21 protein-coding genes and 1 tRNA gene are annotated in these 19,652 nt (G+C 65.7%); 12 read left to right on the plus strand and 10 right to left on the minus strand.

Translation table 11 applies throughout. From position 1 onward, the window contains the following. The coding region (locus ACCC94_RS16750) for a ShlB/FhaC/HecB family hemolysin secretion/activation protein (RefSeq protein ID WP_413350599.1) at nucleotides 1-1,522 on the plus strand (1,522 nt) is incomplete at its 5' end. Nucleotides 1,523-1,541: 19 nt separating this feature from the next. Here ACCC94_RS16750 and ACCC94_RS16755 read toward each other — a convergent pair. After that, on the minus strand, nucleotides 1,542-2,303 hold the full coding sequence (locus ACCC94_RS16755; RefSeq protein ID WP_413350601.1) for a spermidine synthase: 762 nt from the start codon (nucleotides 2,301-2,303) through the stop codon (nucleotides 1,542-1,544). Nucleotides 2,304-2,696: 393 nt separating this feature from the next. On the opposite strand from ACCC94_RS16755, the gene ACCC94_RS16760 reads away from it, so the two are divergent. Further along, nucleotides 2,697-4,043: a class II 3-deoxy-7-phosphoheptulonate synthase gene (locus tag ACCC94_RS16760; protein WP_413350602.1), complete on the plus strand. Its 1,347-nt coding sequence runs from the start codon at nucleotides 2,697-2,699 to the stop codon at nucleotides 4,041-4,043. 129 nt (nucleotides 4,044-4,172) lie between these two features. Continuing rightward, nucleotides 4,173-4,934: a M48 family metallopeptidase gene (locus tag ACCC94_RS16765; protein ID WP_413350603.1), complete on the plus strand. Its 762-nt coding sequence runs from the start codon at nucleotides 4,173-4,175 to the stop codon at nucleotides 4,932-4,934. A 34-nt stretch (nucleotides 4,935-4,968) separates the two neighbouring features. Here ACCC94_RS16765 and ACCC94_RS16770 read toward each other — a convergent pair whose 3' ends face one another. The 3 genes from ACCC94_RS16770 to ACCC94_RS16780 form a co-directional block, all read right to left on the minus strand. Beyond that, nucleotides 4,969-6,189, minus strand: a complete 1,221-nt coding sequence (locus ACCC94_RS16770; protein ID WP_413350604.1) for a winged helix-turn-helix domain-containing protein — start codon at nucleotides 6,187-6,189, stop codon at nucleotides 4,969-4,971. A gap of 58 nt (nucleotides 6,190-6,247) precedes the next feature. Further along, nucleotides 6,248-6,718, minus strand: a complete 471-nt coding sequence (locus ACCC94_RS16775; protein ID WP_413350605.1) for a DUF3291 domain-containing protein — start codon at nucleotides 6,716-6,718, stop codon at nucleotides 6,248-6,250. Nucleotides 6,719-6,793: 75 nt separating this feature from the next. Continuing rightward, a complete protein-coding gene (locus ACCC94_RS16780; protein ID WP_413350606.1) occupies nucleotides 6,794-7,039 on the minus strand; it encodes a DUF1127 domain-containing protein in 246 nt (81 codons plus the stop codon). A gap of 97 nt (nucleotides 7,040-7,136) precedes the next feature. Between ACCC94_RS16780 and ACCC94_RS16785 the strand changes: the two genes are divergently transcribed. Next, nucleotides 7,137-7,988, plus strand: coding sequence for a LysR family transcriptional regulator (locus ACCC94_RS16785; RefSeq protein ID WP_413350607.1), 852 nt, complete (start codon nucleotides 7,137-7,139; stop codon nucleotides 7,986-7,988). A gap of 6 nt (nucleotides 7,989-7,994) precedes the next feature. On the opposite strand, the gene ACCC94_RS16790 is transcribed toward ACCC94_RS16785, so the two are convergent. Then, on the minus strand, nucleotides 7,995-8,741 hold the full coding sequence (locus ACCC94_RS16790) for a sulfite exporter TauE/SafE family protein (protein ID WP_413350608.1): 747 nt from the start codon (nucleotides 8,739-8,741) through the stop codon (nucleotides 7,995-7,997). A gap of 104 nt (nucleotides 8,742-8,845) precedes the next feature. Between ACCC94_RS16790 and ACCC94_RS16795 the strand changes: the two genes are divergently transcribed. The 3 genes from ACCC94_RS16795 to ACCC94_RS16805 all read left to right on the plus strand — a co-directional run bounded on the left by ACCC94_RS16795 (nucleotide 8,846) and on the right by ACCC94_RS16805 (nucleotide 10,912). Next, the gene (locus tag ACCC94_RS16795; protein ID WP_413350610.1) at nucleotides 8,846-9,802 is read left to right on the plus strand and encodes a LysR substrate-binding domain-containing protein; all 957 of its coding nucleotides are present in this window, start codon (nucleotides 8,846-8,848) and stop codon (nucleotides 9,800-9,802) included. A 62-nt stretch (nucleotides 9,803-9,864) separates the two neighbouring features. Continuing rightward, nucleotides 9,865-10,314, plus strand: a complete 450-nt coding sequence (locus tag ACCC94_RS16800; RefSeq protein ID WP_413350611.1) for a MarR family winged helix-turn-helix transcriptional regulator — start codon at nucleotides 9,865-9,867, stop codon at nucleotides 10,312-10,314. A gap of 169 nt (nucleotides 10,315-10,483) precedes the next feature. Beyond that, complete coding sequence (locus tag ACCC94_RS16805) at nucleotides 10,484-10,912, plus strand: organic hydroperoxide resistance protein (protein ID WP_413350612.1); 429 nt, start codon at nucleotides 10,484-10,486, stop codon at nucleotides 10,910-10,912. Between the two features lie 64 nt (nucleotides 10,913-10,976). Here ACCC94_RS16805 and efp read toward each other — a convergent pair whose 3' ends face one another. Both efp and earP read right to left on the minus strand, forming a co-directional pair. Further along, nucleotides 10,977-11,543, minus strand: coding sequence for an elongation factor P (efp, locus tag ACCC94_RS16810; protein ID WP_017517001.1), 567 nt, complete (start codon nucleotides 11,541-11,543; stop codon nucleotides 10,977-10,979). A 42-nt stretch (nucleotides 11,544-11,585) separates the two neighbouring features. Further along, nucleotides 11,586-12,713: an elongation factor P maturation arginine rhamnosyltransferase EarP gene (gene earP / locus ACCC94_RS16815; protein ID WP_413350613.1), complete on the minus strand. Its 1,128-nt coding sequence runs from the start codon at nucleotides 12,711-12,713 to the stop codon at nucleotides 11,586-11,588. Between the two features lie 173 nt (nucleotides 12,714-12,886). On the opposite strand from earP, the gene ACCC94_RS16820 reads away from it, so the two are divergent. Together ACCC94_RS16820 and oprI are read left to right on the plus strand one after the other, a co-directional pair. Further along, a tRNA-Ser gene (locus ACCC94_RS16820) sits at nucleotides 12,887-12,976 on the plus strand. Nucleotides 12,977-13,390: 414 nt separating this feature from the next. Further along, nucleotides 13,391-13,642: an outer membrane lipoprotei OprI gene (oprI, locus tag ACCC94_RS16825; protein WP_017517003.1), complete on the plus strand. Its 252-nt coding sequence runs from the start codon at nucleotides 13,391-13,393 to the stop codon at nucleotides 13,640-13,642. 142 nt (nucleotides 13,643-13,784) lie between these two features. Here the strand turns inward: oprI and ACCC94_RS16830 are convergent, their stop codons facing one another. The 3 genes from ACCC94_RS16830 to ACCC94_RS16840 form a co-directional block, all read right to left on the minus strand. Further along, the gene (locus tag ACCC94_RS16830) at nucleotides 13,785-14,765 is read right to left on the minus strand and encodes a L,D-transpeptidase family protein (RefSeq protein WP_413350614.1); all 981 of its coding nucleotides are present in this window, start codon (nucleotides 14,763-14,765) and stop codon (nucleotides 13,785-13,787) included. Between the two features lie 73 nt (nucleotides 14,766-14,838). Beyond that, on the minus strand, nucleotides 14,839-15,117 hold the full coding sequence (locus tag ACCC94_RS16835) for a hypothetical protein (RefSeq protein ID WP_017517005.1): 279 nt from the start codon (nucleotides 15,115-15,117) through the stop codon (nucleotides 14,839-14,841). A 101-nt stretch (nucleotides 15,118-15,218) separates the two neighbouring features. Next, complete coding sequence (locus ACCC94_RS16840) at nucleotides 15,219-15,824, minus strand: arylesterase (RefSeq protein WP_413350615.1); 606 nt, start codon at nucleotides 15,822-15,824, stop codon at nucleotides 15,219-15,221. 10 nt (nucleotides 15,825-15,834) lie between these two features. On the opposite strand from ACCC94_RS16840, the gene ACCC94_RS16845 reads away from it, so the two are divergent. Genes ACCC94_RS16845 through greB form a run of 3 tightly spaced genes read left to right on the plus strand, consistent with a single transcriptional unit; the run spans nucleotide 15,835 to nucleotide 19,572 of the window. Further along, nucleotides 15,835-16,518, plus strand: coding sequence for an ABC transporter ATP-binding protein (locus tag ACCC94_RS16845; protein WP_413350617.1), 684 nt, complete (start codon nucleotides 15,835-15,837; stop codon nucleotides 16,516-16,518). Nucleotides 16,519-16,531: 13 nt separating this feature from the next. Then, nucleotides 16,532-19,033: an ABC transporter permease gene (locus ACCC94_RS16850; protein WP_413350618.1), complete on the plus strand. Its 2,502-nt coding sequence runs from the start codon at nucleotides 16,532-16,534 to the stop codon at nucleotides 19,031-19,033. Nucleotides 19,034-19,074: 41 nt separating this feature from the next. Further along, nucleotides 19,075-19,572, plus strand: a complete 498-nt coding sequence (gene greB / locus ACCC94_RS16855) for a transcription elongation factor GreB (RefSeq protein WP_236170820.1) — start codon at nucleotides 19,075-19,077, stop codon at nucleotides 19,570-19,572. Nucleotides 19,573-19,652: the final 80 nt, after the last annotated feature.

The raw sequence follows: 19,652 nt of genomic DNA on the forward strand, positions 1-19,652 counted from the left end.
GGTCACCACCCCCGAGCCTTCCGCCACCCAACCCGCCCAGATCCTCCAGCAGCGCATCCGCATCAAGCGCATCGAGCTGGCCGGCGGCAAGCACTACCCCGTCGAAACCTGGAAACCGCTGCTGGAGCCGCTGACCCGGCGCACCATCCAGGTCAGCGAACTGGTGGCGGCGGCCAAGGCCATCACCCAGCGCTACCAGGACGACGGCTACTTCATCTCCTTCGCCTACGTGCCCAACCAGGATTTTCGCAGCGGCGTCGCGCGCATCGTGCTGGTCGAGGGCCACATCAGCCAGGTCCGCTCCGCCGGTGACCTGGGCGTGCACCAGATGCGCGTGGACCGCTGGATCGAGAAGCTGAAGGCGGAAAAGCCCCTGACCCGCGAAAGTTTCGAGCGCTTCAGCGTGCTGATGAGCCGGGTGCCCGGCATGCAGATGGCCATGGCGCTCAACCCGCCCACCACCAGCGACGGCGGCGCCGTGCTGGAACTGGCCGGCAAGCAGAAGCGCTTCGACACCGGGATGAACCTCGACTCGCGCCGCGGCGAGCAGCGCGGGCTGTTCAACGCCGAAGTGATGTCGATGCTCGGCTGGGGCGAGCAACTGCAGTTCAGCTACCTCTACCCGCCGGGCGACGACCACGAGTACTACCGCGCGTGGAACTACAGCCAGTTGCTGGGCGACAACGGCGTGCAACTGCTGGCTGGCTACAGCAAGTACAACTCGCGCCCCGGCGAGAACCTGCGCCTGGCCAGCGGCCTGGAGTTCGAACGCAAACGGCAGAACGAGCGGGTCAGCGCCGGCCTGGGCATCCCGCTGGTGCTGCGTCGCGACCTGACCTGGGACCTCAACCTGCGCGGCTACACGGTCAACGACACCAGCACCTACGACCTGGTCTACCCGGCCATTCCCTATCGCATCGAGCAGAAGAGCAAGCTGCGCGTCGCGGGGATCGAAACCGTCGTCCAGCAGTTCGCCGAGAAGCGCGTACGCGCCGGCAGCGTCGCGGTTTACCAGGGACTCAACGGCATGGGCGCGGAAGCGCCGGAACCGATCAAGAAGAACTTCACCCGCCTGCTCGGCTACGGCGCGCAGCAGGACCAGTTCGGCTCCAACTGGCAGGGTGTGCTGACGGCGGCCTTCCAGTGGAGCGACGACGTGCTGCCCGACTCCGAACAGGTCACCTACGGCGGCGGCAACTTCGGTCGTGGCTATCCGGACGACCAGGCCAGCGGCGACAAGGGCTGGGGCGCCTCCTACGAGGTGAACTATTCCTTCCTGCGGCAGAGCGTGGTGCTCAACCAGATCCAGCCCTACTTCGTCGTCGACACCGCGCGCACCCGCTACAACCAGGACGGCCTGAGCGAAGGCAAGCTCGGCTCGGCGGCGCTGGGTGTGCGCCTGTCCAACCGCAAGCACTACCTGGTGTCGATGGAAGTCGCCAAGCCCTTTGGCGATCGCGCACTGGACAACAACGAACGCAGCCCGCGTCTGAACTTCGCCTTCAGCTACCAGATTCCCTGAGGGACTCTTCGACAGCGAGTCACTGCGCCGGCCGCAGTGACTCGATGTAGGAGCGCAATGAATAGCCCAGCCTGGGTTCGAGCTGGCCGACGCGTTTCTTCAGGCCGCGCAGGTTCAGCTCCTGGTCCAGCTCCGCGGGCACGAAGACGATCACATTGCCCTCGGGCACCGGGCACTCCCAGTAATGCCGATGGAAGCGTCCGCGCAGCAGCGCGGCGCCCAGCGGGCGGCCATCGTCGGTGCTCCACTGGTTGATCACCAGCCAGCCGCCCGGCCGCAGGCGCTCGCGGCAGGTACCGAGGAAATCCCAGGCGATGTGCGCCGGTGCGGGGCCGGTGTCGGTGTAGAGATCGAGGAAGATCAGGTCCGCCGGCTCGCACGCGGCCAGTTCCTGCACCGCGTCGCCGATGCGCAGGTTCAGGCGCTCGTCTTCCGTCAGCCCCAGGTGCTCGCGGGCCAGGCGCGGGATCGACGGCCGCAGCTCGATGGCTTCCACCTCTTCCAGCGGCAGGTACTTCAGGCACGCCTGGGTCAGGCTGCCCGCGCCGAAGCCGAGGAACAGCGCGCGGCGCGGACGCGGATGGCACAGCGCACCGACCAGCATGGCGCGCGAGTAGTCGTACTCCAGCCAGCTCGGATCGCCCATCAGCACGCAGCTCTGCTCGACCTCGTCGCCGAACTCCAGGTAGCGGAAGGCGCCGCTCTCCACGACACGGATCACGCCGAATTCATCGCGCTCCTCGACGATGAGCAGTTCCTCGCTCAGCAGCTCTTCGCTCATGACCGGGTCCGGGCCAAAGCAGCCGTGACAATGCGGTCCGCCAGCAGCGGCGAACGGCACGGATTGCCATTGAAATACAGGGGCTCGCGCACGCAATAATCCTTCGAATCAAGACGGCCAGCACGACCGCCAGGTCAGCAAGGCCGCAAGAATAACAGCCCAAGAGGCACAACCGAGCATGCGCCAGCGCAACGCCCTCCGCGATCCAGCCCCACGACACACTCTCCCGCCGGGACTTCGAACCTGGTGCGCAGCCGCGCGCTGCGCCGCCGACTGATCGCCCCTACCCTGTTCCCCTGGACAAGGATGTCCCCCCTTTTCGTCGCCCGCGCGGGGCAAAAGCCGAGCTGATACCATGGGCGGATACCGTCCACAGCCGCGAAGACCCCGCCGATGAGCCTGCCCTGGAGCCCCGATAGCTGGAGAAGCAAACCCATCCAGCAACAGCCCGCCTACCCCGACGCCAACCGTGTGAGCGAAGTCGAGCGAACCCTCGCCAGCTTCCCGCCGCTGGTGTTCGCCGGCGAGGCGCGCGAGCTGCGCCGGCAATTCGCCGAGGTCACCGCCGGCCGAGCGTTCCTGCTGCAGGGCGGCGATTGTGCCGAGAGCTTCGCCGAGTTCTCCGCGGCGAAGATCCGCGACACCTTCAAGGTGCTGCTGCAGATGGCCGTGGTGATGACCTTCGCCGCCGGCTGCCCGGTGGTGAAAGTCGGCCGGATGGCCGGGCAGTTCGCCAAACCGCGTTCTTCCGGCGATGAAACCATCGGCGGCGTGACCCTGCCGGCCTACCGCGGCGACATCGTCAACGGCATCGGCTTCGACGAGAAGAGCCGCGTGCCGGACCCGGAGCGCCTGCTGCAGGCCTACCACCAGTCCACCGCCTCGCTGAACCTGCTGCGCGCCTTCGCCGGCGGCGGCTTCGCCGACCTGCACCAGGTGCACCAGTGGAACCTGGACTTCATCGCCAACTCGGCGCTGTCCGAGCGCTACCAGCAACTGGCCGACCGCATCGACGAGACCCTCGCCTTCATGCGCGCCTGCGGCCTGGACACTGCACCGCAGCTGCGCGAAACCAGCTTCTTCACCGCCCATGAGGCGCTGCTGCTGAACTACGAGGAAGCCTTCATCCGCCGCGACAGCCTCACCGGCGGCTGGTACGACTGCTCGGCGCACATGCTGTGGATCGGCGACCGCACCCGCCAGCTCGATGGCGCCCACGTGGAAATGCTGCGCGGTGTCGGCAACCCCATCGGCGTGAAGGTCGGGCCGAGCATGGACAGCGACGAGCTGATCCGCCTGATCGACATCCTCAACCCGGACAACGACCCCGGCCGCCTCAACCTCATCGTGCGCATGGGCGCGGACAAGGTCGGCGACGGCCTGCCGCGCCTGATCCGCACCGTGCAGCGCGAAGGCAAGCAGGTGCTGTGGAGTTCCGACCCCATGCACGGCAACACCATCAAGGCCTCCAGCGGCTACAAGACCCGCGACTTCGCGCGCATCCTCGCCGAGGTCCGGCAGTTCTTCGAGGTGCACCAGGCCGAGGGCAGCTACGCCGGCGGCATCCACATCGAGATGACCGGGCAGAACGTCACCGAGTGCATCGGCGGTGCGCGCCCCATCACCGAGGATGGCCTGAGCGATCGCTACCACACCCACTGCGACCCGCGCCTGAACGCCGACCAGTCGCTGGAACTGGCCTTCCTCATCGCGGAAACGCTGAAGCAGGTTCGCCGCTGAATCCGACGGGGGTCTCAGAGCAATCCTAAAACCCCCTTGCGCAATTGACGGTCCCGGGGCGCCTACCTAGAGTGTCGCCCCGCGCGGCAGCCGCCGCGTCATGGAACCCGTCAACCAAGGAAGATTTCGATGCAACTGCACCGCTCCCTGCTCGCCCTCGTCATCGGCGCCGCCGCAGCGCTTTCCGGCTGCCAGAACATGAACACCGACAGCCTCATGCAGTCGGGCATGATGGCCATGAAAGCCGCCACGCTCAGCGACGCCGAGATCAAGCAGGTCGCCGACGAAGCCTGCGCCAAGCAGGATGCCCAGGCGCAGATCGCCCCGGCCAACAGCCCCTACACCCAGCGCCTGGACAAGATCGCCGCCGCCCTGGGCAACCCGCTCAACGGCACCCCGGTCAACTACAAGGTCTACCTCACCGACGACGTCAACGCCTTCGCCATGGCCAACGGCTGCGTGCGCGTGTACTCCGGCCTGATGGACCTGATGAACGACAACGAAGTGGAAGGCGTGCTCGGCCACGAGATCGGCCACGTCGCCCTGGGCCACATCAAGAAGGCCACCCAGACCGCCTATGGCGCCGCTGCCGCCCGCAACGCCGCCGCGGCTTCGGGTAACGCCACCGTGGCAGCCCTGTCGCAGTCGCAGCTGGGCGAGATCGGCGAAGCGCTGGTCAACGCACAGTTCTCCCAGTCCCAGGAGTCGGCGGCGGACGACTACTCCTTCGACCTGCTGAAGAAGCGCGGCATCAAGCTCGACGGCCTGGCCACCGCCTTCGACAAGCTGGCCAAGCTCAGCGGCGGCAAGGAAAGCAGCATGTTCGACTCGCACCCCGGCTCGCAGCAGCGCGCGGACCACATCCGCCAGCGCATCGCCAGCGGCAAGTGAACCCAGGCGGGCCTCTTCGGAGGCCCGTTTGTTTTCAGGCCTGCGCCAGCAGTCCTTGCAGACGTTCACCGGACGGCCGCCGGCAGTTCACCGCCACCCGCTCCAGCCCGAGCCAGTTCGCCATCTCGCCCAGTTGCTGCGCCAATGCGGCATGCCCCGCTTCGCCGAGCCCCTTTTCCTCTTCGTGGACGGCATGCACCACCAGCTTTCCGGAAGCCCGGTCGGAACGCAGATCGACCCGCGCGGCCAGGCGCTCGTCGAACAGGAACGGCAGCACGTAGTAGCCGTAAATGCGCTTGTGCTGCGGCGTGTAGATCTCCAGGCGATAGCGGAAGTCGAACAGCCGCTCGGTGCGGGCGCGCTCCCAGACCAGCGAGTCGAAGGGCGAAAGCAAGGCACTGGCGTGCACCTTGCGCGGGATCACCGGGTCCGCCAGGCAGTAGGCCGGCGCCTGCCAGCCCTGAACCTGCACCGGCAACAGCTCGCCCGCCTCCACCAGTTCGGCCAGCCGCGCCTTGCTGTCGGCAGGCTCCAGGCGGAAATAGTCACGCAGGTCCTTCTCGGTGGCCACGCCCAGCGCCTGCGCCGAATGCAGCAGCAACTGGCGCTGCGCCTCGTCTTCCTCCAGCTCCGGCTGTTGCAGCAGGTCGGCGGGCAGGACACGCTCGGGCAGGTCATACAAGCGCTCGAAGCCACGCCGCCCGGCGACCGTCACTTCGCCCGCGGCGAACAGCCACTCCAGCGCATGCTTCTCATCGCTCCAATCCCACCAGGGGCCGGCGCGCTCCTGGCGGGTGGTCAGGCTGCCAGCGCCGAGGGCGCCCTGCTCGCGCACGGCATCGAGCACCCGCTGGATCACGGCTTGCTGCTCCCGCCCGAAGCGCGCCAGCTGCTGGTAGATGCCACGCCCCTCGGCCGCACGGCGCATCCGCCAACGCATCAGCGGGTAGAGCTGCAGTGGCAGCAACGAAGCTTCATGCCCCCAATATTCGAAGAGCCGGCGGTGCCGCCCACCGCTCCAGGCAGCCTCTTCCAGCAAGGTCGGCGAGTAGTTGCCCAGGCGCGAAAACAGCGGCAGGTAGTGCGAGCGTACCAGCGCGTTCACCGAGTCGATCTGCAGTACGCCCAGTCGTTCCAGCACACTGCGCACATGGCGACGCTGCACCTCGCCGCCCGGTTTGCGCAGCGTGAAGCCCTGGGCGGCCAGGGCGAGGCGGCGGGCCTGCTTGAGGGACAAGGATTCGACAGTCGGCATCGTGGACTCCGCGGCTGGGCAAGCCCTAGAGCCTAACGCCAATTGCTGCCTGGCTGCATCAGGCGGGTTCGCCGAGCCGCTGGGGCGCCGGGAAGGGTCGCGCAAAGGTGAAGACCTCCGCCGAAGGGCCTTCCAGCCGCAGACGCTCCAGGCGCTCGCGGGCCATCGTCACGTCCGGCAGCCGGCCTTCGGGCAGCCACCAGAGAGCGAGGCTCGGCGAAGGCAGACGCTCCATCCAGTCACGCTTGCTGCGCAATACCTGCAGATGCTCGCCGCCGTAGACGTAGTCCTTGAGCGCCTCGACCGAGGCCCACAGCGACAGGTTGACGATGATCAGCGGGTCGTCGAAGACACGAATGGCGGTGGCATCGCCCTCCTCCGTCTGCAGGCGCCAGACGAAGCCGGGGCTGCGCTCGGCAAGGGCGTTGATGTGATCGAGCTGGTCGACGAAGCCCTTCATCAGGGGGTGATCCAGCGGTGCGCGGGCCTTGGCGATGTTGACCTGGGCGAGGTGGTAGCGAGGGGACATGGGCTTCCTTGTCATGACGCTGATCAGGCTTGAAAAGACGGGCGGCACGGTGGGAATCCGTGCCGCCCGGCGGGCTCAACGGCGGACCTGGTCCGCCCAGAAGGGGCGCTCGACTTCCTGCTGGATGTCGGCGCGGGTCAGGCCGATATCCTTGAGCGCCTCATCGCTCATGGTCGCCAGCTCACGACGCTGGCGGGCCAGTTCGTGCCAGTGCAGGACACGTTGCACGGCGCGTTTCCACAGCGGTGCGGCCGCGGCTTTGTGACCAGAGGATTTGTGGACATGGTAGGACGCTGCTACGAAACCAAGTTGACCTTTCATCATGCTTCCCTCCCAGTGGGGTTGGATGCAGTTTCCCGCTCGCGCTAAGATCAATCCAACGAATCATTCTTATGCGACCCATCTCGGAGATTGATGAATGAGCAGCTTCCCCAGCATCGACAGCGAATTGCTGCGCACCTTCGTCGCCATCGCCGACCACGGCGGCTTCACCCGCGCGGCCGAGATGGTCAACCGCACGCAGTCGGCCGTGAGCATGCAGATGAAAAGGCTGGAAGAGGATGTGCTGGAACGCAGCCTGTTCGAGCGCGACGGCCGCCAGGTGCGCCTGACGCCGGAGGGGCAGATCCTGCTGGGCTACGCGCGGCGAATCCTGCGATTGCAGGGCGAGGTGTTCAACACCTTCCGCCAGCCGCACATGGTCGGCTCGGTGAAGATCGGTACGCCGGACGACTACGTGATGCGCTTCCTGCCCAGCATCCTCTCGCGCTTCGCCGAGGCCTACCCACTGGTGCAGGTCGAGGTGCACTGCGAGTCGTCCGCACAGTTGCTGCTGCGCAACGACCTCGACCTGTCCATCGTCACCCGCGAGCCGGGCACCGAGATCGGCCAGTTGCTGCGCCAGGAATCCTTCGTCTGGATGGCCGCCGAAAGCTTCTGTCCGCAGGAGCAGCGCCCGCTGCCGCTGGCGATGTTCAACACCGCCTGCTTCTGCCGCGCCTGGGCCTGCAATGCCCTGGAGGCAATGGAAGTGGATTACCGCATCGCCTACAGCAGCCCGAGCCTGTCGGCCCTGTTTGCCGTGGCCAGCGCCGGCCTGGCCGTCACCGCCCAACTGCAGAGCCTGCTCACCGGCAACCTGCGCATCATCGGCGAAGACGAAGGCCTGCCGATCCTGCCCAACGCCAGCATCGTGCTGCTGCGCGGACAGAAGATGACCCCGGTGACCGACAAGCTGGCCGAGTACATCGTCGAAGGCTTCCGCTCGTAACGCGACTCAGCGAACCGCCAGCAATATCGCGCAGACGATCAGGAAGACGCTGAAGGCCATGCGCAGCTGACGCTCCGGCAACGCATGGGCCAGGCGCACGCCCCAGGAAATGCTCAGCAGCCCGCCCAGCGCCAAAGCAGTGCCCATGCGCCAGTCCACGTGACCGTGCGCCGCGTACGTCGCCAGCGCTACCCCCGTGCTGGGCGCCGCCAGGGCCAGGGCGAGGCCCTGGGCGATCACCTGGGTCAGGCCGAACACCGAGGTCAGTACGGGAGTGGCCAGCACACCACCGCCCACACCGAACAACCCACCCAGCGAACCGGCCCCCAGCCCCAGCACGCCCATCCACGGCAGGCCGTAGCGCGGCGTGTTGCTACCCGGGGGTACGCGCTGGAACAGGCGCACCAGCAGATAGATGGCCAACAGCACGAGAAAGACCACGAAGGCGGTGCGCATGCTGCCGGCATCCAGGTTCACCGCGATGCTGGAAGCGAAGAACGCGCACACCAGACCGGTCAGCGCCAGCACGCCGGCCTGGGCAAAATCGATGCGGTTACGCTGGTGGTAACGCCAGATAGCCAGCAGCACGTTCGGTACCACCATCACCAGCGCGGTGCCCTGCGCCAGTTGCTGATCCAGCCCGAAAAGTACCCCCAGCGCCGGAATCGCCAGCAGCCCGCCCCCAATGCCGAAAAGCCCGCCCAGGCTGCCCAGCACGACGCCGAGCAGAAAGTCCAGGATCAGATCCCACATCACGCACCTCCACAACGATGCGCCCATGCTAGAAAAAGCCGGCTGGATGGGAAACGCAAAGCGCAGCACAATGGTTTTGCCATTCATGCATAACCGGTAAGCTCATGAATCCTTCCAGCCTCGAAGACCAGCTCGACCTCTACCTGGACGTGCTCGACAACGGCAGCTTCTCCGCCGCCGCCCGGCTGCGCCAGCTCACGCCTTCCGCCGTGGCGCGACGCATGGACTCCCTGGAGGAAGGATTGGGCTCGACCCTGCTGGTGCGCAGCACCCACCAGGTGCGCGCCACGCCGGCCGGCCTGGCGTTCGCCGAGCGTGCGCGCAGGATCGTCATCGAGCTGCGCCAGGCACGAGCGGAAGCGGTTTCCCTGAGCACCGCGCCGGAAGGACTGATCCGCATCGATGCTCCCGTGCCCTTCGGTCGCCGCCACCTGGCACCGGCGCTGGCGGATTTCCTCACCGCCAACCCCGGCCTGGATGTGCAGCTGCGGCTGATCGACAGCTTCACCGACACCCGCGGGGAGAACCTCGGCCAGGTCGACCTGGTCCTGCGCATCGGCACCCTGCCCGACAGCCGCCTGGTCGCCACGCGCCTGGCGCCCATGCGGCGGATCGTCTGCGCGAGCCCCGCTTATCTGCAACAGCACGGCAAACCCGCCTCACCGCTGGAGCTACCGGAGCACATCGGCCTCGACTGGGAAGGCCTGGCGCCGCCGCTGGCCTGGCGCTTCCTTATCGAGGGCAAGTTGCAGCACCTGCGCCCGCGCCGGCTGCGGATGACCGCCAACAATGCGGAGACGCTGGTGGAAGGCGCGCTGCAGGGCATCGGGCTGGCGCACCTGCCGACCTGGCTCTGCAGCGAGTATCTGGTCAGCGGCCAACTGCTGCCGCTGTTCTGCGAGAACGGCCTGCCCGAGCCGGAACCCGGCGTCATCCATGCGCTGCGCCTGGAGCGCGGCACCCACCCGCGCAGCGAACGCCTGCTGGCCTTCCTCATGGAACGCTTCGGCTTCCCGCCGCCCTGGGACGCAGCCCTTGCGGAAGCGCTGTTCAAGAATTAACCATCGCGCTAAATTAATGCGCAATCACCTCTTCGCTTCGAGCCTCCAGCCAGGAGCACGCCATGACCAAGTCAGACCCGACCTGTGAAGCCCTCAAGCTGGATAACCAGCTGTGCTTCGCCCTCTATTCCACTTCCCTGCAGATGACCAAGGTCTACAAGCCCCTGCTTCAGGAACTGGGCCTCACCTATCCGCAATACATCGCCATGCTGGTGCTGTGGGAAGAGGACGGCATCACTGTGGGCGAAATCAGCTCGCGCATGCTTACCGACCCTGGCTCCCTCACGCCCCTGCTCAAGCGCCTGGAAGCCGAGGGGCTGATCACCCGCACCCGCAGCCAGGCTGACGAACGCGTGGTGCAGCTTCGCCTGACCGAAAAGGGCCGCGACCTGCGCCGGCAGGCGGAGAGCATTCCCGCCTGCATCCTGGCCAGCAGCGGGCTGACCTTGGACAGTCTGAAGCGCCTTCAGGAGGAGCTCGTCGACCTGCGCGGGCATCTGCAAGCCCCGTAATCTGGGGCTTATGCCAAAGACTCAGGATCCTTAGTCGGAAATCTTCCAATAATTATCTTGCGCACTAAATTAAATCGAACTAAATTTCACCTCGCGAACTGCTTAGCGCACAAGATATTAAGCAGCCAGACATTCTTCCAGACACCCAGACAGCGAATCGGAGACCATCATGCAAACCATCAAAGCCCTCTACACCGCCACCGCTACCGCCACCGGAGGCCGTGACGGCCGCGCCGTTTCCTCGGACGGCATCCTCGACGTGAAACTCTCCACCCCGCGTGAACTGGGCGGTGCGGGCGGCGAAGCGACCAACCCGGAACAGCTGTTCGCCGCCGGTTACTCGGCCTGCTTCATCGGCGCCATCAAGTTCGTCGCCAGCCAGAGCAAGAAGCAGATCCCGGCGGACGCCTCGATCACCGGCAAGGTCGGCATCGGCCAGATCCCCGGCGGTTTCGGCCTGGAAGTGGAGCTGAACATCAACCTGCCGGGCCTGGACAAGGCCGAGGCCGAAGAGCTGGTGGCCAAGGCCCACCAGGTCTGCCCCTACTCCAACGCCACCCGCGGCAACATCGATGTGCGACTGAACGTCAGCGTCTGATCAGGCAGAAGGCAGAAACGAAAAAGCCCGGCATGAGCCGGGCTTTTTTCTGTCTCGATCAGGCTCAGGCCTTGACGCGGGACTTGTACTCGCCGGTACGGGTATCGATCTCGATCGAGTCGCCGATTTCGCAGAAGGCGGAAACCTGGACTTCAGCACCGTTCTTCAGGCGAGCGGTCTTCATCACTTTACCGGAGGTGTCGCCACGGACAGCCGGCTCGGTGTAGACGATTTCGCGAACGATGGTGGTCGGCAGTTCAACGGAGATGACTTTCTCGTTGTAGAAGACGGCTTCGCAGACGTCGGTCATGCCGTCTTCGATGAAGGTCAGCACGCCTTCCAGATCGTCTTTCTCGATCTCGTACTGGTTGAACTCGGTGTCCATGAAGACATACAGCGGGTCCGCGAAGTAGGAGTAAGTCACTTCCTTGCGATCGAGGATGATCGGCTCCAGCTTGTCGTCGGCCTTGAACACGGTCTCGGTGCCGGCACCGGTCAGCAGGTTCTTCAGCTTCATCTTGACGACCGCGGAGTTACGGCCGGACTTGTTGAACTCGGCCTTCTGGATGACCCAGGGGGCGCCATTGATGTTGGCAACCTGGCCAGCGCGGAACTCTTGTGCGGTTTTCATACGATTATCCGATTGGATTGGAGACAAAAATCAGGGGCCATATCATAGCCAATTTGTATAAAAACGCACCAGCCCCGCGGCAAGATCGGTTTGTTCTTCCAGGCGCCGCTGCCAATCGCCACTCCATGCGGCCCACTCCGGGAGCCGGCCTGCCAGCCGTTGCCAGGCCTCGCCGGCATTGCCCTGGCCGTTCCAGGCCATCCAGAACGATCGCAGATCTGCCCGCAGGCTCTCCCCCATTCCCTCCCCGAACAGGTCCAGGAAAGCGTCCAGCTTCTCCAGATGGACATCTTCATCCTGCTGATAGATATGCCAGACGAAAGGCCGACCCGCCCACTGCGCCCGCACGAAGGAATCCTCGCCGCGTACCGCGTTGACGTCGCAACTCCACAGCAGCGGGTCGTAGTCTTCCTGGCGCACGAATGGCAGCACCTGAATGCGCAGGGAGTCCCGCCGGTACTGGTCGCCGACTGCCAGGCTTGCCCCGGCCCAGCTCACGACATCAGCAAGCACCCTGCTCTCCGGCACCAGCAACAAGGTGCTGGCGGGGCTGGCGGCCAGTGCGTCCAGCCACCCGTCCAACGCGGCATTCTCGTAGGCGAACAGGGAGATGCGTCGCTCCCGTGGAAGCGGGTGCACGCCAAGCCCCTGCAGGAACCGCAGGCTCGCCGATGGATCGGCCTGGAAGGCATCGCGCCGGGCGATCAGGTCGCCCTCGCGCAGCAATCCGCCAGTCTCGGCGGTGAAGCCGGGGAAGTAGAAGTACTTCTGCAACCCATTGGCCTGCAGCGACGGCAAAGCATGGCACGACTCCACCCAGGATTCGGCACTGAGGTATTCCAGATTCAGCCACAGCGACGGTCGCTGGCGGCGGATCATCGCTTCTATATAGACAGCCGGCATCTCGCAGGCGAAGGCTTCGATCACTACATCCGCCGCCGGGGTGTCCTGCCAGGGCCTGGCCCACAGGCGCACTTCCACACCTGATTGCTGCTGTGACACGGCCCCGCCATCGGCTGCCGGGCAGATGCGCACGAAAGCCGCCAGGTCGTCGACCCACAGCCGGACCTGCTGACGATGTTCACCGGCCAGTTGGCGGGCCAGCCGCCAGGTGACGCCGATATCGCCATAGTTGTCGACTACGCTGCAGAAGATGTCCCAGCTGGCCATGCGCTTTCCTACGTACCCGAGCGTGTATCAGAAGCCGCCAGTGTACCCGCGATCCGGGGCATGCTCCTTAAGCCGATGAATCCCTTGGAAAAAATTTTCAAAAAAGATTTGCCAAGGAGGAAACCTTTGAGTAAAGTGCGCGCCTCGACAGACACAGCGCTGTCGAGAAATCTGGTGAGGTGTCCGAGCGGTTGAAGGAGCACGCCTGGAAAGTGTGTATACGAGAAATCGTATCGAGGGTTCGAATCCCTCCCTCACCGCCAGATTCATGAAAAAGCCCGGCTAAGCAATTAGCCGGGCTTTTTCGTTTTCGCCCTTCACACTTTCTTCACCTGTTGCGACCTAGTTGCAAGTTGTCCGCCGGACAACTGCACAACGGTGATTAAACAGTAGTTCGACCATTGTCGACACTAATCCGCAAGCTTGGTTCCGAAGGCGGCAAACCTGCCTCAGCGCCCCACCTGACGCCCTTTGGTAACACTCCTTTGCCAGATTGGACAGTTTTTGCCCAAATCGGCCTCGCACAACTGCGAAGAGCCACCTAACATGAAAAAAAAGTGCCGTACTTGCGCTTGGTCAGTTTACTTACTACAAGTAATGGGTACTATGTAGTCCGGCTAATTTCCCAGTCATGGGAGATTGCTTTTAATGGAAATGTCCACCTTAAGGGGAACACGATGAACAACGTTCTGAAATTCTCTGCTCTGGCTCTGGCTGCTGTTCTGGCCACCGGTTGCAGCAGCCACTCGAAAGAAACCGAAGCACGTCTGACCGCTACTGAAGACGCCGCTGCTCGCGCTCAAGCCCGTGCCGATGAAGCCTATCGCAAGGCTGACGAAGCTCTGGCCGCCGCTCAGAAAGCCCAGCAGACCGCTGACGAGGCTAACGAGCGCGCCCTGCGTATGCTGGACAAAGCCAGCCGCAAGTAATAGATCTTCGGATCTGTTCGAAAAACCGACCCTTCGGGGTCGGTTTTTTTATGCCTGCGATTTATCGCCCAGCAGGCGGCAGGCAACAAAAAGCCCGCTCGACCGGTAACGGTCGGCGGGCTCTTCGATGGCGCGCTGCGGGTTACTGCAGCGGCATGGCGTCCTGATCGACAGTGGCGGCAACCGACCCGCCCTGCACCTGCTGCGGCTGGGCGATGGCGACCGGCAGACCGTCTTCCGCGGCGACGACTTCGCGCACCACATTCCAGTCCATCTGCATCTGGCTGGCGATGTCCTCGCGCTTGAGCAGCGCATTGATCACCGCGGTGTGCTTGTCGACCACGGAAGGATCACCGTTGTCGTCGATCGGCGCGTGGGCTTCGAGGTAGATCTTGCCTTCGCTGCGGCCGAACTTGTAGGGCTCGTTGATGATGCGCACCTTGGTGCCCACCGGAATCATCGAGAACAGCTGGGTCACGTCCCAGTTGTACATGCGGAAGCAACCGTGGCTGGTGCGGGTGCCGATGCCGAACTTCTTGTTCGAACCGTGGATCAGGTAGCCATGGAAGCCCAGGCTCATCTTGTACGGGCCCAGCGGGTTGTCCGGACCCGGCGGCACCACGGACGGCAGCGGGTCGCCGTCGGCGGCGTGCTCGGCGCGGATCGATGCCGGCGGGTACCAGGCCGGGTCCTTGGTCTTGGCAATGACGCTGGTGCTGCCCACCGGCGAGCCCCAGCCCTCACGACCGATGCCCAGGGCATAGGTGTAGACGACGTTCTTGTCCTTGGGGAAGTAGTACAGGCGGTACTCGGCGAGGTTGATCACCACGCCTTCGCGCGGCCCCGCCGGCAGGACGAAACGGGTCGGAATGATGATCTCGGTGCCGACACCCGGCAGCCACGCATCGACGCCCGGGTTGGCAGCGATCATCTCGGAGTAGCCGAGGCCATATTTCTCGCCAAGGTCGGCGAAGGTGTCTTCGTACTTGGCCTTGATCACCTGGACCTGGCCGACGATATCGTCGCCCGGCGCCGGCAGCGGCAATTCAATGGCGGAAACGGGGCCGGCCGAGAGCAGCGCGGCGAGGGACAGCGAGCAGGCGGCAATGACGCGCGACAACATCCGAGGATCCTTGACGTGGGCAATGAGCAAAGGGTGATCAGTTTACCACCGCAAGCCCCGTCAACGGGAGATATCAGACGAGCCAGGAACTCCGCGCGCCGCGCTTTTCCTCTTCCAGTTGTTTCAGGCAGGCCGCGCAGATGCGCCGATCACGCAGCAGCGGCTTCTCGGCTCCGCGCCACATCGGTTGCGCCGGCAGCAGGCTGCCGCAAAGCGTGCGGTCAGCCGGGGTTCCCAGTTCCAGCTGGCGCGCGACAAGATGCACCCGGACCTCGCGGCAGGCGAACAGGTCCAGTTGCTCATCGGGCTCGATCAACTGGTAGGCGAAAAGGGTCCAGGCGGGGCGCGACATAGGGGGTTCCAGAAGGGTGCGCAAACATAGCCGAAAGGCCGGGCGCGGGGAAGCCTCGATTCTTCGTTTTAACGCAGCGGCGATGCCTCGACTGCCGCTGGCTACAACAGAGGCTTGAGCGTCGGCCAGACGTTGTCCAGCAGCCTGGGCTGCGCCGCCACCGCCGGATGGATGCCGTCGACCTGCATCATGTCCTGCACGCCGCCTACCCCGTCGAGGAAGAACGGCACCAGCGCAATCCTCTGCTCGCTCGCCACGCTGTCGAAGACCTTGGCGAAAGCGTCGGTGTAGCGCTGTCCGTAATTGGGCGGCAGGCGCATGCCGAGCAGGATCACCCTGGCGCCCGCCTCCCGCGACTGCTGCACCATGGCATTAAGATTCTGTTGCAATTGCGCCGGCGCCATCCCGCGCAGGCCATCGTTGCCGCCCAGCTCGATCACCACCAGCTTCGGCTTCTGCTCCGAAAGCAGCGCCGGCAGCCGCGCGAGGCCTCCTGCCGTGGTGTCGCCGGAGATCGACGCATTCACCACCCGGTAGTCGAAACCCTGCTCCTTCAAGCGCTTGTCCAGCAGGCTGACCCAGCCCTGGCTGGTATCCAGCCCCAAACCGGCGCTGATACTATCGCCGACGACCAACAGCGTCTGCGCCGCGGCCTGCTGCGTGATCAGAAGCAACGCCAGGCAGCCGCCCATTAGCCATGCACGCATCGGATTCTCCATGAGCGAACGCATTCTCACCGCGCGGAACCTTAGCAAGGTTGTTTCCAGCGCGGAAGGCAAGCTGACCATCCTCCATGACCTTTCCCTCGACCTCGCCCGCGGTGACAGCCTCGCCATCGTCGGCAGTTCCGGCTCGGGCAAATCCACGCTCCTGGGACTGCTCGCCGGGCTGGACCTGCCCAGCGGCGGCGAGATCGTTCTGCTCGGCCACACCCTCGGCAGCCTCGATGAGGACCAGCGCGCGCGGGTCCGCGCGGCCCACGTCGGCTTCGTCTTCCAGTCGTTCCAGCTGCTCGACAGCCTCAATGCCCTGGAAAACGTCATGCTGCCGCTGGAGCTGGATGGCCGGAAGGATGCCGAACAGCGCGCCCGCGAGTTGCTCGAGCGCGTCGGCCTCGGCCAGCGCCTGACCCATTACCCGCGCCAACTCTCCGGGGGTGAACAGCAGCGGGTCGCCATCGCCCGCGCCTTCGCTGCCGAACCGGACGTACTGTTCGCCGACGAACCCACCGGCAACCTCGACACCCACACCGGCGAGCGCATCAGCGACCTGCTTTTCGAGCTGAACCGCGAGCGCGGCACCACCCTCGTCCTGGTCACCCACGACGAGCGCCTCGCCCACCGCTGCCAGCGCCAGATCCGCCTGGAAAGCGGCCACCTGATCGACCACGTCGAACCCTGACGGACGAGAGCCGATGAAGCCACTGTCGCTGCCCAACCTGTTCCGCCTGTCCCTGCGCCAGCTGTGGCGCGAGGGCCGCAGCGGCGAGCTGCGCGTGCTGTTCTTCGCCCTGCTGGTGGCGGTGGCGGCGAGTTCCGCCATCGGTTATTTCAGTGCGCGACTCAACGGCGCCATGCTGGTGCGCGCCGCCGAATTCCTCGGCGCGGACCTGGTACTCACCGGCACCCAACCCGCGCAACAGCACCAGATCGACCGTGGCCTGAAGCTCGGCCTGCAGCACGCGCAGAGCGTGGAATTCTCCAGCGTGGTCGCCACCGACAACGGCATCCAGCTGAGCAGCGTGAAGGCGGTCGGCGACAGCTATCCGCTGCGTGGCGAACTGAAGAGCGCGCCTGCCCCCTTGCAGCCGGAAGTCGAAGGCGGCCGCCCCGCTTCCGGCGAAATCTGGGTCGAATCGCGCCTGCTGGCCAGTCTCGACCTGAAGATCGGCGACAGCGTCGACATCGGCCGCAAGTCCCTGCGCATCGCCCGCGTGCTGACCTATGAACCAGATCGCGCCGGCGACTTCTACAGCCTGACCCCGCGCGTGATGATGAGCCTGCACGACCTGGACGCTACCGGCGTGGTGCAGCCCGGCAGCCGGGTGCGCTATCGCGACCTCTGGGGCGGCGCGCACGACGCGCTGCAAACCTACCGACAGGCGACCCGGGGCAGCCTTGCCGCCAACCAGGAACTGCAGGACGCCCACCACGGCAACCGCCAGATCGGCGATGCCCTGGGCCGCGCCGAACGCTACCTGAACCTCGCCAGCCTTGCCGCCGTACTGCTCGCCGGCGTGGCCGTGGCGCTGTCGGCCAACCGCTTCGCCACCCGCCGCTTCGATGCCAGCGCACTGCTGCGCTGCCTGGGCCTGTCGCGCCGCGAAGCCCTGCTGCTGTATGGCAGCCAACTGCTCACGCTGGGACTGGTTGCCAGTGTCTGCGGCGCGCTCCTCGGCTGGCTCGCGCAGCTCGGCCTGATGCATCTGCTGGGCAACCTGTTGCCGCCGGAAATCCCCGATGCCGGCATAGTCCCCGCGCTGGCCGGCATGGCCACCGGCCTGGTCGCGCTGGCCGGCTTCGCCCTGCCACCGCTCGCCGCCCTCGGTCGCGTGCCGCCGCTGCGAGTGCTGCGCAGCGACCTGCTGCCCGTCCCGATGCGCACCTGGGCCGCCTACGGCTGCGCCCTGCTCGCACTCGGCCTGATCATGTGGCGCCTGAGCCTGGACCTGAAACTCACCCTCGCCCTGCTCGGCGGCGGCGCCATTGCCGCGGTGATCCTCGGCTTCATCCTGCTGCTGGCCTTGCGCGGCCTGCGCCGCGCGCTCCAGGGCGCCAGCCTGCCGTGGCGGCTGGGCCTGGGCCAGCTGCTGCGATACCCGCTGGCCGCTGCCGGGCAGAGCCTGGCCTTCGGCCTGATCCTGCTGGCCATGGCGCTGATCGCCCTGCTGCGCGGCGAGTTGCTGGACACCTGGCATTCCCAATTGCCGGCCAACGCACCGAACCACTTCGCCCTGAACATCCTGCCCGCCGAGAAAGACGCCTTCGAGCAGCGGGTGAAGGCATTGTCGCCCAACGCCGAAGACCTCTACCCGATGGTCCCCGGCCGGCTGGTAGCGGTGAACGGCAAGCCGGTCCAGACCCTGAAGGAAGATGTGCGCAGCGAACGCGCCCTGCACCGGGACCTCGGCCTGACCTGGTCGGCGCGCCTGCCTTCGGGCAACCAGATAGTCGCTGGCAACTGGTGGCAGAGCGGCGAGAAAAGCGAGCTGCCGGGCGTCTCGGTGGAAGAGAAACTCGCCGGCAATCTCGGTCTGAAGGTCGGCGATCACCTGAGCTTCACCGTCGCCGGGCAGATCCGTGAAGCGCAGGTCCGCAGCCTGCGCTCGGTGAAGTGGGACAACTTCCAGCCGAACTTCTTCATGGTCTTCGAGCCCGGTACGCTGACCGACCTGCCGGTGACCTACCTGACCAGCTTCTACCTGCCGGCCAGCCAGGAGCGCCAGCTGATCGAACTGGCCCGCGCCTACCCCACCGTCACCCTGCTGCCGGTGGACGCGCTGCTCGCGCAATTGCGCAGCATCCTCGACCAGGTGACGCTGGCGGTGGAGTACGTGCTGGTGTTCGTCCTCGCGGCCGGCTTCGTGGTGTTGTTCGCCGGCCTGCAGGCGACCCTCGACGAACGCCTGCGCCAGGGTGCGTTGCTGCGTGCACTGGGCGCCGAACGCGGCTTGCTGATGCGCACGCGGCGCAGCGAGTTCGCGCTCCTTGGCGCGGTCAGCGGCCTGCTGGCGGCGCTGGGCTGCGAACTGATCAGCTACCTGCTCTACCGGTTGGTCTTCGACCTGCCGTGGAGCCCGCATCCCTGGCTGCTGGCACTGCCGGTGCTGGGCGCGCTGCTGGTGGGCGGTGCAGGCTTGCTGGGCACGCGGCGCGCGCTCAACGTTAGCCCATTGCGCCTGCTGCGCGAGAGCTGATCGGGTAGACTGCCCCGATCACTTTCGCCGCACTGGATGCCATGAGCCGCTATCGCCCGCCCCGCCCCGCCGGTACACCGCTGATCACTCCCGAAGGCGAAGCACGCCTGCGCGCCGAGCTGCACGAGCTGTGGAACGTGCGCAGGCCGCAAGTGACCCAGTCGGTCAGCGAGGCCGCCGCGCAAGGCGACCGCTCGGAGAACGCCGAATATACCTACGGCAAGAAGATGCTGCGCGAGATCGACAGCCGCGTGCGCTTCCTGCGCAAGCGCCTGGAGAACTGCAAGGTGGTCAGCGAGCGCCCGGCCGATCCGAACAAGGTCTATTTCGGCGCCTGGGTCACCCTGGAGGACGAGGACGGCGAGCAGGCCCGCTACCGCATCGTCGGCCCGGACGAACTGGACCTGCGCAACAACCACATCAGCATCGACTCGCCCCTGGCCCGTGCCCTGGTGGGCAAGGAGCTGGACGCCGAGGTGATGGTGCGCAGCCCATCCGGCGAGAAGCTGTGGTTCGTGGTGGAAATCGAGTATCCCTGAGCGCCAGATTTCTCCCTGTAGGAGCGAGCTTGCTCGCGAACCCGCCCAGCTCTGAAGCTGCCGGTGAATCCGTTCGCGAG

It is taken from the genome of Pseudomonas sp. Pseusp97, from assembly GCF_047304025.1.
Taxonomy (GTDB): Bacteria; Pseudomonadota; Gammaproteobacteria; order Pseudomonadales; family Pseudomonadaceae; genus Pseudomonas.

What these genes read in the sequence shown, in the direction of transcription:
- ACCC94_RS16775 (WP_413350605.1), bottom strand. Translation starts at nt 6,718, where the DNA reads ATGTCCCCTCGCTACCACCTCGCCCAGGTCAACATCGCCAAGGCCCGC.
- ACCC94_RS16840 (WP_413350615.1), bottom strand. Translation starts at nt 15,824, where the DNA reads ATGCGTGCATGGCTAATGGGCGGCTGCCTGGCGTTGCTTCTGATCACG.
- ACCC94_RS16780 (WP_413350606.1), bottom strand. Translation starts at nt 7,039, where the DNA reads ATGAAAGGTCAACTTGGTTTCGTAGCAGCGTCCTACCATGTCCACAAA.
- greB (WP_236170820.1), top strand. Translation starts at nt 19,075, where the DNA reads ATGAGCCGCTATCGCCCGCCCCGCCCCGCCGGTACACCGCTGATCACT.
- ACCC94_RS16800 (WP_413350611.1), top strand. Translation starts at nt 9,865, where the DNA reads ATGACCAAGTCAGACCCGACCTGTGAAGCCCTCAAGCTGGATAACCAG.
- ACCC94_RS16835 (WP_017517005.1), bottom strand. Translation starts at nt 15,117, where the DNA reads ATGTCGCGCCCCGCCTGGACCCTTTTCGCCTACCAGTTGATCGAGCCC.
- ACCC94_RS16830 (WP_413350614.1), bottom strand. Translation starts at nt 14,765, where the DNA reads ATGTTGTCGCGCGTCATTGCCGCCTGCTCGCTGTCCCTCGCCGCGCTG.
- ACCC94_RS16790 (WP_413350608.1), bottom strand. Translation starts at nt 8,741, where the DNA reads ATGTGGGATCTGATCCTGGACTTTCTGCTCGGCGTCGTGCTGGGCAGC.
- ACCC94_RS16785 (WP_413350607.1), top strand. Translation starts at nt 7,137, where the DNA reads ATGAGCAGCTTCCCCAGCATCGACAGCGAATTGCTGCGCACCTTCGTC.
- ACCC94_RS16805 (WP_413350612.1), top strand. Translation starts at nt 10,484, where the DNA reads ATGCAAACCATCAAAGCCCTCTACACCGCCACCGCTACCGCCACCGGA.
- ACCC94_RS16760 (WP_413350602.1), top strand. Translation starts at nt 2,697, where the DNA reads ATGAGCCTGCCCTGGAGCCCCGATAGCTGGAGAAGCAAACCCATCCAG.
- ACCC94_RS16765 (WP_413350603.1), top strand. Translation starts at nt 4,173, where the DNA reads ATGCAACTGCACCGCTCCCTGCTCGCCCTCGTCATCGGCGCCGCCGCA.
- ACCC94_RS16770 (WP_413350604.1), bottom strand. Translation starts at nt 6,189, where the DNA reads ATGCCGACTGTCGAATCCTTGTCCCTCAAGCAGGCCCGCCGCCTCGCC.
- efp (WP_017517001.1), bottom strand. Translation starts at nt 11,543, where the DNA reads ATGAAAACCGCACAAGAGTTCCGCGCTGGCCAGGTTGCCAACATCAAT.
- ACCC94_RS16755 (WP_413350601.1), bottom strand. Translation starts at nt 2,303, where the DNA reads ATGAGCGAAGAGCTGCTGAGCGAGGAACTGCTCATCGTCGAGGAGCGC.
- ACCC94_RS16845 (WP_413350617.1), top strand. Translation starts at nt 15,835, where the DNA reads ATGAGCGAACGCATTCTCACCGCGCGGAACCTTAGCAAGGTTGTTTCC.
- earP (WP_413350613.1), bottom strand. Translation starts at nt 12,713, where the DNA reads ATGGCCAGCTGGGACATCTTCTGCAGCGTAGTCGACAACTATGGCGAT.
- oprI (WP_017517003.1), top strand. Translation starts at nt 13,391, where the DNA reads ATGAACAACGTTCTGAAATTCTCTGCTCTGGCTCTGGCTGCTGTTCTG.
- ACCC94_RS16850 (WP_413350618.1), top strand. Translation starts at nt 16,532, where the DNA reads ATGAAGCCACTGTCGCTGCCCAACCTGTTCCGCCTGTCCCTGCGCCAG.
- ACCC94_RS16795 (WP_413350610.1), top strand. Translation starts at nt 8,846, where the DNA reads ATGAATCCTTCCAGCCTCGAAGACCAGCTCGACCTCTACCTGGACGTG.